This window comes from Chromohalobacter sp. 48-RD10, assembly GCF_029889785.1.
Lineage (GTDB): Bacteria > Pseudomonadota > Gammaproteobacteria > Pseudomonadales > Halomonadaceae > Chromohalobacter.
Genome location: NZ_JARANX010000003.1, coordinates 107851 through 121394 on the forward strand (window position 1 = coordinate 107851; position 13544 = coordinate 121394).

The 13544-nt window shown below is 57.8% G+C and carries 13 protein-coding genes; 11 read left to right on the plus strand and 2 right to left on the minus strand.

The window, feature by feature from the left end:
• Positions 1-147 precede the first annotated feature (147 nt).
• Both OP496_RS05415 and OP496_RS05420 read right to left on the minus strand, forming a co-directional pair.
• Positions 148-1701, minus strand: coding sequence for a Na+/H+ antiporter NhaC family protein (locus OP496_RS05415; protein ID WP_280562484.1), 1554 nt, complete (start codon positions 1699-1701; stop codon positions 148-150).
• 35 nt (positions 1702-1736) lie between these two features.
• Positions 1737-2405, minus strand: a complete 669-nt coding sequence (locus OP496_RS05420; RefSeq protein WP_280562485.1) for an amidase family protein — start codon at positions 2403-2405, stop codon at positions 1737-1739.
• A 36-nt stretch (positions 2406-2441) separates the two neighbouring features.
• Here OP496_RS05420 and OP496_RS05425 point away from each other — a divergent pair, with 36 nt between their 5' ends.
• The 11 genes from OP496_RS05425 to ccmI all read left to right on the plus strand — a co-directional run bounded on the left by OP496_RS05425 (position 2442) and on the right by ccmI (position 13531).
• Complete coding sequence (locus OP496_RS05425) at positions 2442-2564, plus strand: hypothetical protein (protein ID WP_280562486.1); 123 nt, start codon at positions 2442-2444, stop codon at positions 2562-2564.
• A gap of 266 nt (positions 2565-2830) precedes the next feature.
• A complete protein-coding gene (locus OP496_RS05430) occupies positions 2831-3541 on the plus strand; it encodes a gluconate 2-dehydrogenase subunit 3 family protein (RefSeq protein ID WP_280562487.1) in 711 nt (236 codons plus the stop codon).
• A gap of 2 nt (positions 3542-3543) precedes the next feature.
• Entirely contained in the window at positions 3544-5316 is a 1773-nt protein-coding gene (locus OP496_RS05435; RefSeq protein ID WP_280562488.1) for a GMC family oxidoreductase, read from the plus strand.
• A gap of 10 nt (positions 5317-5326) precedes the next feature.
• Complete coding sequence (locus OP496_RS05440) at positions 5327-6643, plus strand: cytochrome c (RefSeq protein ID WP_280562490.1); 1317 nt, start codon at positions 5327-5329, stop codon at positions 6641-6643.
• Positions 6644-7000: 357 nt separating this feature from the next.
• Positions 7001-9046: a heme lyase CcmF/NrfE family subunit gene (locus OP496_RS05445; protein ID WP_280562491.1), complete on the plus strand. Its 2046-nt coding sequence runs from the start codon at positions 7001-7003 to the stop codon at positions 9044-9046.
• Positions 9043-9570 carry a DsbE family thiol:disulfide interchange protein gene (locus OP496_RS05450; protein WP_280562492.1) on the plus strand — a complete coding sequence of 176 codons (528 nt, stop codon included), beginning with the start codon at positions 9043-9045 and terminating at the stop codon, positions 9568-9570. Before OP496_RS05445 ends, OP496_RS05450 begins: the two co-directional genes overlap by 4 nt.
• Entirely contained in the window at positions 9561-10082 is a 522-nt protein-coding gene (locus tag OP496_RS05455) for a cytochrome c-type biogenesis protein CcmH (RefSeq protein WP_280562493.1), read from the plus strand. Before OP496_RS05450 ends, OP496_RS05455 begins: the two co-directional genes overlap by 10 nt.
• Complete coding sequence (gene ccmA, locus OP496_RS05460; RefSeq protein WP_280562494.1) at positions 10079-10717, plus strand: cytochrome c biogenesis heme-transporting ATPase CcmA; 639 nt, start codon at positions 10079-10081, stop codon at positions 10715-10717. Before OP496_RS05455 ends, ccmA begins: the two co-directional genes overlap by 4 nt.
• Before the next feature lie 28 nt (positions 10718-10745).
• Positions 10746-11417: a heme exporter protein CcmB gene (gene ccmB, locus OP496_RS05465; protein WP_280562652.1), complete on the plus strand. Its 672-nt coding sequence runs from the start codon at positions 10746-10748 to the stop codon at positions 11415-11417.
• A 43-nt stretch (positions 11418-11460) separates the two neighbouring features.
• Entirely contained in the window at positions 11461-12192 is a 732-nt protein-coding gene (locus OP496_RS05470; protein WP_280562496.1) for a heme ABC transporter permease, read from the plus strand.
• Between the two features lie 118 nt (positions 12193-12310).
• Positions 12311-13531 carry a c-type cytochrome biogenesis protein CcmI gene (gene ccmI, locus OP496_RS05475; RefSeq protein WP_280562497.1) on the plus strand — a complete coding sequence of 407 codons (1221 nt, stop codon included), beginning with the start codon at positions 12311-12313 and terminating at the stop codon, positions 13529-13531.
• Positions 13532-13544: the final 13 nt, after the last annotated feature.

The window sequence follows — 13544 nt, forward strand, 5'->3', positions numbered from 1 at the left end:
GAAAACGATATCAGAGCGATGATGATGCCGTTTTCATGGTGCGCAAGTATGGTGGGCCGGAACCAACTTGATACGGATCCATACCGCCGCTCCAGTGTCCGAGGGCCTGCGAGGCGGGGGAGAATCCCCCCGCCTGCTGGGTTATTGTCAGCTAGCCGAGTCGTACTGTGCAGATGCCTTCGGGCCCCATACCCAACGCAGCACAAGCACTACCGTCAATAGTGCGGCCACCCCGCTGAGCCCCCCTAGCCAGGCTGAGTTTGTCAGCCCGGCGATGAAGAAGGCGATGATGCCGGATGTTCCTGCGCTCAGTGCATAGGGTAATTGGGTCCGTACGTGGTCGATGTGGTCACACGAAGAGCCGGCCGAGGAGAGGATGGTAGTGTCCGAAATCGGCGAGCAATGATCGCCGAAGATACCGCCGCTGAGTACGGCGGCAATGGCCAACGATAACGACATGTCCATTGCAGCAGCCACCGGCATGGCGATGGGAATCATGATCGCGAAGGTGCCATAAGAGGTCCCGGTGGTGAACGCGACGAGCGAACCGATCAAGAACAGCAGTACCGGAATCAGGCTCGGTGCAATGCCGGCCTGGGCCAGCGTGACAAGATAATCCGCCGTGCCCAGTTCTGACGTCACGCTACCAATTGACCAGGCCAGGGTGAGGATGATGTAAACCAGCGTCATGCTCTTGATGCCGGTAACCACCAGGTCCATCGCTTCGCGGAAATCGAACAGCCGCTGTTGCAGTCCCATGCCCAGCGCTACGCTGACCGCCAGGAAGGTAGCGATCAGGATCGATAGGCCGCCCTCGGCTTCTCCCATCGCCGTGATCAGATCGTTCTCGGGGAAGTTGCCGGTCCACAGGAAGAGGGGAGGAATCATCCCCACCAGCACCAAGATCGGCACGAGCATGTTGCGCTTGCGTGAGCTCTCTTCGGCAACGCCCATCATTTCGGTTGCTTCGCGGTCGGACGGCGGCTGGGCGCCATCCGCCAGCAGCTTGCCACTTACCCGTGCACGCTGCTCGGCCTTGGCCATGGGACCAAAGTCCCACTGCGTGACGACGATCACCAGAATCAACAGCAGCGCCAGCCAGGCATAGAAATTGAGCGAGATCGACGAAAGGTAAATCAGATACTCGGACCCCGACATATCCATCTCACCAAGCTGGGTGCCGATCAGCCCCATCACGAACACCACCCAGGTGGATACAGGCCCCAACAGGCACATTGGCGCCGAGGTCGAATCGACGATGTAGGCGAGCTTTTCTCGTGAGATGCGCATGCGGTCGGTGATCGGCCGCATGACACTTCCCACCGTCAATGCGTTGAAATAGTCCTCGAAGAAGATCAGCACCCCGAATCCCAGTGTGGCGCCTTGGGCTCCACGCGGCGAGGCCACCTTGGAGGCGATGGCGCGGGCGATGGCGTGAGCACCACCGGTTCGCTGCAATACGGTAATTAGCACTCCAAACAGGCCGCAGTAAATGAGAACGGTGGCACTCCACTCATCGCCCACGCTGGGAATGATGAAATCTGCGAAGCTATCGTAAAGTCCGGTCACTGGATTGCCGCCACTGAGCATTGTCGCCCCCAGCCAGACCCCACAGAATAACGCGGGAATCACGTTGCGGGTCACCAGCGCCAGTAGGATCGCGAGCAGCGGAGGGAAAAGGGAAAACAGGCCAAAGGACATAAGGCGTCTCCATCATGTAATTGTTGTGCGTCGTATCAAGGATGGGGCGGTAGGCCCAACCGTTGGCAGGGGGGCCCCAGTCCGCGTTCGATCGCCACAGCTACACCCAACAGCCGTTTTTCGGCGAATCCAGGCATGGCCAACTGTAACCCTACCGGCATGCCAACGGCATCCAGGCCAACGGGAAGGCTCATGGCACACCACTGAAGATAATTAAGAAACGCCGTGTGGCGTAGTATACGATCGTCCGCCGCAGTGTAAGCGGCTGGTGTTGCGAGCGTATCTCGACGCGGTGGCGATAAGGGTGTGGTCGGCAAGACCAATGCATCGATGTGCGTCTCATCGAGGCGTCTTGCCGCTCGGCTTGATAAATGAAGAAATGTGTTTATGCGTTGACGATAGTCGTCATGGGACAACTCACACGCTCGCGTCATGGCACCATCGAGCGGCGGCATCAGTCGCTTGTACCAGGTCGACAATCGCAATGACAGACACATCTCTAGCTCTGCGGCCACTACCCCGCCCGAGCGAAACAATGCATCGGCTGCTTCCGCTTCTGGCAAGTCAATATCGACGAGTTGGACGCCAGTTGCCTCAAGTTCCTGCAGCGCTCGATCAAAGGCGTCGTCGATGCCGGCATCGGCGTTTTCCCGAGGCGCGCTTCGCAGTACGCCTAGCCGTAACTTCCCTAGTTTCCTAGACACCTCCAGTCCTTATACTGAAGACCCTCATGAGATTCTGTGAGCCTTCAACGATACACCGAAGAACTCAAGATTGAAGCCGTCAAGCAGGTGATAGGGTGGGGCCATCCCATCGCCGAGGGCACTGCTTGGCTGGGCGTGACCGGCTACTGTCAGTGCTAATCGAGATGATCCTGATTGATAGTGATGCCCATAAGCTGACTAGAATGCAAGAGCTTATATGCGCCATATTAGTGCGCTAAATATCTGGTTGCTAATAACATGGGGGTATGCTATATGTGTCTATCGTTTATTAGTGTAAGTCTGTTTTTACTTATGGCATGTGGTGCTCTATGGGCCAATGGTTCGACACTGTTATCTGAAAATAATAAGCGTTTTCCAGGAAAGCCTGGATGCCGTCACTGGTTGAGCTATGGAGGAGGAGATACATGAGCGGAACGCTTGAGAACGAATCTCGTCGAAGTTTCATGAAAGGGGCTATGACGATGATTCCGGCGGTCAGCTTAGGGAGTGGCGTATCGCTGACAGCTGCCGCTGATACGTCGCCACCGGATCTTGGAGAGTACCAGCCGACTTTCTTTGATGCCGATGAGTGGCGCTTCATCATCGCTGCTTGTGATCGCTTGATCCCGAGTACTGGGAAGGGGCCGGGAGCGCTCGAGACCAATGTCCCGGTCTTTATCGATGGGCAGATGGAGGGCAAGTTTGGCCACGCGACGGACTGGTACATGAAGGGGCCGTTTCATGAAGATGTATCGCCCCTGTTCGGCTATCAGTCGCCGCTGCTGCCGCGTGAAGTCTATCGTAAGGGAATCGCCGCGACGCGCCGATACTGCGAGCAGACCCACGGTAAGGATTTTCCGGCGCTCGATGATCAGACCCGGGATCAGGTATTGACTCAGCTCGAGAGTGAGGAAATCACTTTCGATGATGTTTCTGCTAGTCAGTTCTTTACCTTCCTACTTCAGAACACCAAAGAGGGCTACTTCGCCGATCCGATTCACGGCGGTAACAAGCACATGGCGGCCTGGAAATTTATCGGGTTTCCGGGAGCGCGTGCCTCCTATCGTGAATGGGTGGATCAACATGACAAGACTTACCCGCTTGGGCCGGTCAGCCTAACGGGCGAAAGGGGATAAGCATGGCTAAGACTAATCCGAATGTGGATGTCGTTCTGGTCGGCTTGGGCTGGACCAACTCGATCATGGGGATGGAACTGACGGAAGAGGGGTTAGACGTGCTCGCACTGGAGCGTGGCCCCGATCAGGACACTGTTCCCGACTTCGCCTATCCCAAGATAGCTGATGAACTCACTTATGGCGTGCGTTATCAGCTGATGCAGCGCCCCGCCAAGAGCACGCTGACAGTGCGCCATGGCGTGGGTGATACCGCCGTTCCCTATCGTAGTCTCGGCTCATTCCTGCCTGGCAATGGCGTCGGTGGTGCTGGAACGCATTGGAATGGTCACACCTGGCGACCGCAGCCTCAGGAGCTGCGTTTGAAGAGCTATGTCGAGGAGAATTTCGGCAAAGATATTATCCCCGAGGGGATGACGATCCAAGACTTTGGCGTTTCCTATGAAGAGCTCGAGCCGCACTTTGACTTCTTCGAGAAAATCGCCGGTATTTCTGGGAAGGCGGGCAATATCAATGGCCAGCTCCAGTCGGGAGGTAATCCATTCGAGGGTTGGCGTTCCGACGAGTATCCATTACCACCAATGGAGCGCACGCTTAACGACACGATGTTCCGTGATATGGCCGCCGATCAGGGCCTCCATCCCTTTCCTCTTCCGGCCGCCAATGCCTCTGAGGCGTATACCAATCCGTATGGCATGCAACTGGCGCCATGTAACTACTGTGGTTTTTGCGAACGCTACGGTTGCCTCAATTACTCTAAAGCCTCGCCCCAGACATGCATACTCGGTGCGCTCAAGCAACGCGATAACTTTACGTATCGCGCTAACTGCGAGGTGATGAAGGTCAATCTCGCCAGCGACGGCAAAACGGCGACGGGCGTCACCTATATCGATGAGAACGGTGAGGAGGTGATCCAGCCTGCCGATCTGGTCATCATGGGGGCCTATGCGCTACACAACGTCCATCTATTGCTGCTGTCCGGTATTGGCCAGCCTTATGATCCCGTAAGTGGTACAGGGGTGGTTGGTAAGAATTACGCCTACCAAATGACTGGCGGTGCATCGCTCTTCTTTAGAGATAAGGAATTCAACCCCTTCATCGGAGCAGGTGCCAACGGCGAAGTGGTCAATGACTACGGTGTCGAGCAGTTGGACTTTGGCCGAGAAGGCTTCATTGGTGGGGCTTATCTCAACGCCGCCATGACGAACGGCCAACCGATCCGCAATATGCCATTGCCAGCGGGGTCTCCCAACTGGGGGGCGGGCTGGAAGCAGGCCGTCCATGAAAACTATGGTCATGCCATGACTATTGGCTCCCACGGCAGCAACATGGCCTACCGTGACTGCTATTTGGATCTCGATCCAAACTATACCGATGACCACGATCGCCCACTGATGCGCATGACCTTCAACTGGAAGGACAACGACGTGCGCATGACGCAGTTCATGAAGCAAAAGATTGATGCGCTCTCCAAGGCGTTGGGACCAGACGATTACAAGCTATCGTTCAAGGATTTCGATTCCCAGTACGATGTGCGTCCGTACCAGACCACGCATAACGTGGGTGGCGCGATCATGGGGACTGATCCGAAGTCTAGCGTGCTTAATCGCTACCTGCAGAGCTGGGACGTGCACAATGTCTTCGTGATGGGCGCGAGCGCCTTCCCGCAAAACCTCCAGTATAACCCAACGGGTCTGGTGGGTGGCTTGACCTATTGGGCGGCTAAGGCAATCCGTGAGCAGTATCTGCCCAATCCTGGACCACTCGTGCAAGCCTAAGGAGAGCATTATGACCCATCGAATTTGGCTGTCTGCACTCACCTGTCTTGGGTTGCTAGGGGCTGCGAGTACGAGCGGTGCTGCCGAGCAGAGCCTGGTGCAGCGTGGCGAATACCTGGCGCGTGCCGGCGATTGCGTGGCCTGTCACACGGCATCGGACGATAAGCCATTTGCTGGTGGGCTGGAAATTGAAAGCCCGTTAGGCACTATCGTTTCGAGCAATATCACCCCGGATCCGGACGCCGGGATAGGCGATTACACGCGTGATGAGTTCGCCGCTGCGCTGCGGGAAGGCAAGCGCGCCGATGGCGCCAACCTCTACCCGGCGATGCCGTATCCCTCTTACGCGAAGATTTCCGACGAGGATATCGATGCGCTTTACGCCTATTTCATGCAGGAGGTAGAACCGGTCGCCGACAAGCCGCCTGAGAGCGATGTCAGCTTTCCGTTCAACCAGCGCTGGGGTATCAGTCTGTGGAACTGGCTCTTCGCCGATGCTGAGGCATTCGAGCCGGCCGACCAGCCGACAGAGCCGATCGAGCGTGGCGCTTATCTCGTCCAGGGACTCGGGCATTGTGGTAGCTGTCATACGCCACGCGGTCTGATGTTTCAGGAGAAGGCTCTAAGCGATAGCGACGACGACTATCTAAGTGGTGAAGCGCTGAATAACTGGTGGGCGCCTAATCTCCGTGGCGGCGGCGACGGTGACGAAGGTCTCCAGGCGTGGAGTACCGATGACATCGTGGACTACTTGGCGACTGGCCGTAACGAGCACAGCGCCGTGGCCGGTGAAATGACATCGGTGGTCGCCAACAGCACGTCCCACATGAAAGATGAGGATCTGCGGTCGATTGCAGCCTATCTGAAATCGTTATCCCGCCAGACAGTGAATGAGCAGGACACGCCGGAAAAAACGTCATCGGCCCGCACCGAGGAGATGTTGACCGCTGCAGATGTTGACGAGGATCCGGGCGCCCGGCTCTACCTCGACAACTGCAATTCCTGCCACTTCGCCGATGGCCGCGGGGCCCCGCAAGTGTTCCCATCGCTGAACGGCAGCTCCCTGGTTAATGCTGATGATCCCACCGGGTTGATCCATGTAATCTTGGACGGCGCGCGTCTGCCATCGACCCCGAAAAAGCCGGAGGCATTGGCGATGCCGGACTTTGGCTGGCGTCTTTCCGACGAGGAAGTCGCACAACTGGCTACCTTCGTGCGTGGTGGCTGGGACAATCACGGAGGTGAGGTGACGGCCGATCAAGTCGCCGGGGTACGCAAGAAACTACCGGATGATCGAAAGAGTAGTGCGCCTGAGATGCAGGAGTGACCTGCCGTCATCAGCGTCGTTGTGGCATGCTGCTCGCTTATATCCGGCAGCGGTCGAGCCTTCGTTGGCGATGGGACTACGATAGCCCGACGATAAGCTTGGCAGTATAGGGCCGTACCCTGGCAGTAGCATGTTGCAGTGCCCGCAAACGGCTATTTTCAATGCGGCTCGACCACGGCGACTGAGTGTCGGGCCGTCGATTCATGAGAATACTAGTTAGCAAACTGTTGTCCTATAACGACAGGTGGGTGGGTTCTGTGTGCAAAAGGCGTGTTGTATAAAGAACCGGTTGTGCAAGGAACTGGTTGAGTAACGCGCTTCCTGAATCACGCATTCCCTGAGTAAAGAGTTGTTTGCATGACGATGATGATTCCCGAGCTGGGGTTTTACGCCATGGTGATGGCGTTAGCCCTGGCGTTGGTTCAGGCAACCGTCCCGTTGGCTGGCGCTATCTGGCGTCGCCCGCTTTGGATGGCTTTTGCTCAACCCATGGCCTGGGGGCAGTTCATTTTCCTGGCGATTGCCTTCTTCTCCCTGATGGCATGCTTTCTGCTGGATGACTTCAGCGTCGCCTACGTTGTCCAAAACTCTAACTCGCACTTGCCGTGGTACTACAAACTCAGTGCCGTCTGGGGTAGCCATGAGGGCTCGATACTCTTGTGGGTGCTGATTTTGGCGACCTGGGGATTCGCCGTCAGCGTTTTCTCGAGGCGCTTGCCGCGCGACATGCATGCTCGCGTATTGGCCGTGATGGGCTGGATCAGTACCGGGTTTCTGCTCTTCATCGTGCTGACTTCTAACCCGTTTACCAGGTTGCTGCCCAGCGTCCCCGCCGAGGGTAGCGATCTCAACCCGCTGTTGCAGGACTTTGGCCTGATCGTCCACCCACCGATGCTGTACATGGGCTATGTCGGCTTTTCGGTGGTCTTCGCCTTTGCTATCGCAGCCTTGCTCAGCGGTCGTCTGGATGCCGCCTGGACACGCTGGGCACGGCCCTGGACCAATGCCGCTTGGGCGTTCTTGACGGTGGGGGGGTCGCTGGGTAGCTGGTGGGCCTACTACGAGCTTGGCTGGGGTGGTTGGTGGTTCTGGGACCCCGTTGAAAATGCCTCGTTACTGCCCTGGCTTGCTGGCACCGCGCTGATTCACTCGTTGGCCGTGACGGAAAAACGCGGTACGTTCAAGAACTGGACCGCCTTGCTGGCTATATTCACCTTTTCCCTGTCGCTGCTGGGCACCTTTTTGGTGCGCTCAGGTGTGCTGACCTCCGTGCACTCGTTCGCTAACGACCCGCAGCGTGGCATGTTCATTCTAATTCTGTTCGGCATTACCGTGGGCGCGTCGTTGATCATTTTTGCCCTGCGCGCGCCCCGTGTGAAGTCGAGTACTGGCTTCGGCTGGTTCTCGCGAGATGCGTTGCTGCTGATCAACAACATTCTGTTGGTGATCATGGCGGTCACTGTGCTGCTGGGAACACTGTACCCGCTAGTGCTTGATGCACTGAACCTCGGCAAGATCAGTGTTGGTCCACCATACTTCAATGCCTTGTTTGTACCCTTGAGTGCGCTGCTTTGCGTGTTCATGGGGCTAGGGCCGATAGCGCGCTGGAAGCGAATGCCCGGGCGTGAGCTCTATCAGCGGTTGGCTCTGTCGGGGCTGGTTGCGGTGGTGCTGGCCGCCGTCCTGCCGTTGCTTTACGGCGGCGGCTGGAGCCTGAGTGCTTCGCTTGGTCTGCTGCTGGCGCTATGGTTGGTACTGTCGCTGGTACGCGATCTGGTAGACAAGACCCGACCGCGCCAGGGCAACCGCCAGCATGGCGATAAGTCGCGCTGGAAAGGGCGGCTGGTGGCCCTGAAGAAACTGCGGCCTGCCTACTGGGGCATGGTGCTCGGGCATCTCGGGCTGGCGGTGACCATCGTGGGTGTGGTGATGGTGTCGAATTACAGCGTGGAACAGAATGTGCGTCTGGAACCCGGGCAGGATGTCGACGTTGCGGGATACCGCTTTACGATGACCGACTTCAACGAGCGTCAGGGGCCGAACTACGTAGCTGATACGGCGACCATCAAGGTAACACCGTCGGCTGGACAGCCATTCTTCATGTATCCCGAGAAGCGGTTCTACGATGCTTCTGGTATGCCAATGACGGATGTGGCGCTGCGCCCCGGGTTCTTCGGCGATATGTATCTGGCGCTGGGGTCCCAGGTCGAAAACGATGACTGGTCGATGCGCATTCAGCTCAAGCCATTTGTTCGTTGGCTGTGGCTAGGCGGGCTGATCATGGCGTTGGGCGGGGTGATCGCCGTGCTTGACCGTCGTTATCGTCAGCGCACCGCTTCGAGAGATGTTGCGGCCGAGGATACATTGCCAGGTTCGGACGCGTCGGAGGGTAGCTCATCATGAAGCGTCGCCTGTTACTGCTTATTCCGCTGGTGTTGTGCGTAGTGCTGGTGGCTTTTCTCTATCGTGGACTTTCCTCGGACCCTAAATCACGCGATTCGGCATTGATCGACAAAGCGTTTCCGCAATTTCAGCTGTCTTCGCTGGGTGATCCCGACCGTCAGCTCGACCGCTCATTGCTGAAGGGCGAGATCACCGTGGTCAATGTCTGGGGCGAATGGTGCCCAGTATGCAAGAAGGAAATGCCGCAGCTGCATGAGTTGGCCGATAAAGGCGTGCGCGTGGTCGGTGTTGACTATAAAGATACGCGTAGCAAGGGCCATAAGTTTCTGGATACCTATGGCACCCCCTTTGAGGTGTCGATCTTCGATCCGAAGGGCAGTCTGGGCTTCGATCTGGGTGTTTATGGTGCGCCTGAAAGTTTCATCGTCGATGCCAATGGCATCATCCGTTACCACCATACAGGCGCCATTACGCCTGAGGATGTTGATAAAGTCATCCTGCCGGAGGTGGAAAAATGGCAATAGCGCCCTTGCGTTCCATGCAGCTCAAGGGGCTGTGCGTGGTGGTGTTGTGCCTCTTGGTATGGTTGGCGGGGATTGCACAGGCGGCGATCGAGGTCCAATCCTTCGATGATCCCCACCTGAGCGAACGTTATAAGGGCCTCAGCCAGAAGTTGCGTTGCCCGATGTGTCAGAACGAGTCGATTGCAGCTTCCAACTCGCCGATTTCCGCTGATATGCGTGAGCGTGTAGCCAACATGTTGCGTGATGGCGCCAGTAACAAGACGATCAAGCAGACCATGGTGCAGCGATTTGGTGACTACGTGCTGTACAAGCCGCGCTTAGAAGCGCGGACCTGGCTGCTTTGGGGGCTGCCGATAGGCCTCGTGGCACTCGGTGGCGTGATTGTTACAGTCTTCGTGGTGCGCCGCCGGCGCCATACCGAAGAGACTCTGAGTGACAACGAACGTCAGCGTCTCGAGGGGCTCACGTCACGTCACGATAGCACGGATACGCACTCGCGAGACGAACCTTGAGGGTTGATCTACGTGGCCATCATCTCGCCTGCGAGCGCGATGAACGTGAACTATTCAAGGGCTTCGAGCTGAACGTGGTCGATGGCGTGATGCTACGTATCGAGGGGCCTAATGGTAGTGGCAAGACCTCGTTGCTCAAGATGTTGAGTGGGCAACTGCTGCCGGCATCCGGCAAGCTCGAGTGGCATGGCAGGGCCCTTTCTCGAGTGCGCGAGAGCTACTTGTCAGCGCTTTTGTACATTGGTCATACGCCGGGTGTCGGCAAATCGCTGACCGCCCAGGAAAACCTCGAATGGTCGGCGGGGCTGGCGGGTCTGCGCGCCAGCTCGGCGGCGATCAATCAGGCACTGGCCAGTGTGGCACTCTATGGGTTTGAAGATGTACCGGCCAGCCAGCTCTCGGCTGGACAGCAGCGTCGCATTGCGCTGGCGCGTCTCGAGTTGATCGCACGCCCGTTATGGATTCTCGATGAGCCCTTCACCGCACTCGATCGCGAGGGCGTCGCGTGGTTGGAGCAACGACTATTGGCACATCGCGATGCTGGTGGCGCAGTAATCATGACCACGCATCATGCGTTTCGCGCCGACGACGGCGTGCAGACGATGCGCTTGGGAGTGCTCCATGACGAGGCATGAACCACAAGCGGCGTTGGCGCCACGGGGGATGCTATGGGCCTGCACGCTGCAGATGCGCCGCGAATTGTCAATCGCACGGCGTCGCGGAGGGGAATGGGTCAACCCGTTATTCTTCCAGAGCCTGGTGATCGTTTTGTTTCCGCTGGGCATTTCGCCGAAGCCTGAGCTACTGGCGACCATCGCACCGGGTCTACTCTGGGTCACTGCACTGTTGGCGATGCTGTTGTCGCTGGATGCCCTTTTTCGGACTGATTTCGCTGACGGTAGCCTTGAGCAAATGATGGTGTCGTCGCAGCCGCTGCCGGTACTCTGCCTGGCCAAGACTCTCGCCCACTGGCTTCTGACCGGGGTACCCCTGGCGTTGTTAGCTCCGCTATTGGGCCTGATGCTTTCGTTGCCGTTGTCCGGGATTGTCACCCTGATCATTGCACTATTGCTGGGATCGGCAACGTTCAGCCTGGTGGGCGCAATAGGAGCTGCGTTAACCGTGAGTTTACCCAGGGGAGGCGTGCTGCTGTCATTGCTCATTCTTCCATTTTATATACCGGTACTGATCTTTGGTGCGGGGGCCGTGAATCGGGCGATACTGGGCGACCCGGTGGCCGCGCCACTGGCCATATTGGGTGCCATGCTGGCGCTAGCACTGGCGGGTGCACCATTCGCCATTGCGGGTGCCTTACGGATTAGTGTTAACGGCTGATGCCGGCAGGCGTAATGAACGCGTTGGGGGCAAGTAAATCGGAATGTGGACATTTATACACAAGCTGGGGTCGCCGAAGTGGTCCTATCAGTTGTGCGGACGCCTGCAGCCCTGCTTCTGGGTTGCCGCCGTCCTGTTGCTCGCCGTGGGGAGTGTGTGGTCACTGATCTTCTCGCCGCCCGACTATCAGATGGGCGATAGCTACCGGATCATTGATGTGCATGTGCCGGCCGCGATACTGGCGCAGAGTGTCTTCGTGACCATGGCGGTGGCCTCTGTCGTGTTCCTGGTCTGGAGAATCAAGGTCGCCGATATGGCGGCTCGGGTCATAGCGCCGTTTGGCGCGGCAATGACGTTTCTGGGCCTGTTCAGCGGCGCCCTATGGGGTATTCCGACCTGGGGCACCTGGTGGACCTGGGACGCACGCCTGACGTCCATGCTGATTCAGCTGTTTATCTACATCGGCGTGATCGCGTTGCGGAGTGCCTTTAGCAGTACGGAGCAGGGCGCCAAGGCAGCGGCCGTGCTCACCTTGGTGGGGGTCGTGAATATTCCGATCATCAAGTATTCGGTCGTGTGGTGGAATACCCTGCATCAACCGGCGACCTTCACCCTAGGGGACCGTCCGGCAATGGCCGCCAGTATGTGGATGCCATTGCTGCTGATGGTGTTGGGTTTCTATTGTTTTTTCATTGCGTTGACGCTCTATCGACTACGTAGCGAGATCCTCAAACGTGAATCGCGCACCCGCTGGGTGCAGGAGCTCGTAAAGTGAGTGACGGAGTTGCAAGAGAGAGAAAAGTGGGCGAGCAAGCGTTGGCAGGTGGCGCATACGCTAGTGGCGCCATGATGAAAGTGCTGTTCAAGCCGGAAAAGCGCCATGAGGAGTACCTATGACCGCCCTATGGATAGGCATTGGCCTGCTCTCGCTGCTGGCGGTTGTATTACTCGTATGGCCACTATGGCGTGCCACAGGCCTGCGCAAGTCTCAGCTTACTGCGGAGTCGGAGGATCGCCACAATGCCGAGAATGTAGCGATCTATCGTCAACGGCTGGCAGCGCTGGAAGAGTCACTGGCGGCGAATGAGATCGATCGTGAACGCTTCAACGCGGATAGCCGGGAGCTCGAACGCCGGCTGCTTGAAGATGCCGATACTCAGCACCAGCGTCCCCTGGCTATGTCGACCACGGGGCGCTGGTTGTTGCCGGTCGTGGTGGTCTGCGTGATCGGCGGCTCGCTGTTGGCGTATCAGCATTTGGGCGCCAGTGAGAACCTGGCACTCTATGAGACGGTGCAGTCCTTGCAGGATGCGCCCTTGAAGCGTCAACAAGCCAAGCTTGAGGCGATGACCAGACGCCAACCGCAGAACCCGGAGGTCTGGGCCCAGCTCTACCCGGTCTATCGCGACAGTAATCAGTACGCCAAAGCGGCGGATGTGGCCGAGAAACTCATCGACATCAAGGGACGCCAGCCATCGCTGCTGGGGCATTTGGCCCAGGCCGAATTCTTGGCGGCACAACGCACCATCACCGCGCGAGTCCAGTCGCTGCTTGATGAGGCATTGAAGCTCGATCCAAGGCAGCCGGTGGCCAACGAGGTGCTGGGCATCGCGGCATTTGATCATGAGCGTTACGGTGAAGCGATTAGCCATTGGCGTAAGTCGATTGCCGGCTATCAGGATCCCCAGGCCATCAAGGCGTTGAAGCGAGTCATCGGCATTGCCCAGCAACGAATGGATGATACGGGTGGCAAAGCAGTGCAGGCGAGCCTGCGCGTCAAGTTGGCGTTGGACCCACGCCTGACCGACCGGTTTGCGGCCGACACCAGTGTGTTTCTAGTAGCCCGCGATCCCGATAGTGACGGCTCGCCATTGGCAGTTATCCGCACTACGTTGGGCAATTTGCCGCAGGCACTGACTCTGAGTGATGCTAATGCCATGATGCCAAACCGCAAGCTTTCTCAGGCAGAGCATGTGGAGCTGATCGCACGTGTGTCTGCCAGCGGTCAGGCCAAGCCCCACCCCGGCGATCTATACGGCACCCTCAGCGATGTCGACGTCAGTAGCTCCGATCGGCGGTTACTGGTGATCGACAGCGTGGTCTCCGCTCAATAAATGCAAATCCGGG